1 protein-coding gene is annotated in these 685 nt (G+C 70.4%); it reads right to left on the bottom strand.

Annotation, left to right across the window (positions count from 1 at the left end; genetic code table 11):
- The coding region (locus NZM05_12655; GenBank protein ID MCS7014465.1) for a transposase at positions 1-526 on the bottom strand (526 nt) is incomplete at its 3' end.
- Positions 527-685 lie beyond the last annotated feature (159 nt).

Below are 685 nucleotides of genomic sequence, written 5' to 3'. Positions count from 1 at the left end.
CCCGACGCGCTCGCCAGATGTCCCGCGGCGCAAACCGCGCCCCATACACCCGACGCCCGCCCCCTTCAGGCAACGCGCACAACCGCGCGTCCGCCCGCAACCGCACAATCGCCCAGGTGCGCGCCGGCAGCCCCTGCACGAACGCCTGCGCACTGTACGCGCCATCCCCCAGCACCACCAGCGGTTGCTCCGTCCGTCCGCAGGCGTCCATCCACGCCCGCACCCGATGCACCAACTCTAACCCCCGCTGCGCCTCCGACGCCTGCGCCCCGTCAGGCGCAGGGGTCGTGCGCGCGGGGAACGCGGGTTCCCAACTCACCACAATCGCCCGCCGATAGCCGTACTCGGCAGGGGTGAGGGTGAATGCCCCGACCCACCGCTGCGCTTTGTGCAACCCTTTGGCAAACGGCACGGTGTTGCCCGCGCGCAGCAGTCCCACGCCCGGCATCCGCTTGCCCGTGCGGGGGACTTGCGTGCTGTCCAGCACGAGCAGCAGGGGTTCGTCGGCGGGTAGGCTCGACAGCATCTGCTCAAACAGCAGGCGGAAGGCGCGGTCGGGGTCAAAATAGCGTTGGCAGAGGCGATAGGCGCGGGCGGGGAAGGTGCAGTAGCCGAGCAGGCTCTAGAGTTGGGCGATGGTGTGGCGGGCGGGCTGGAGCAGTTCGGCGAGGGCGAAGGTGGTGTG

Source organism: Chloroherpetonaceae bacterium (genome assembly GCA_025056565.1).
Lineage (GTDB): Bacteria > Bacteroidota > Chlorobiia > Chlorobiales > Thermochlorobacteraceae > Thermochlorobacter.
The sequence above is the reverse complement of the archived record's forward strand: the minus strand, read 5'-3'. Positions and strand labels throughout refer to the sequence as shown.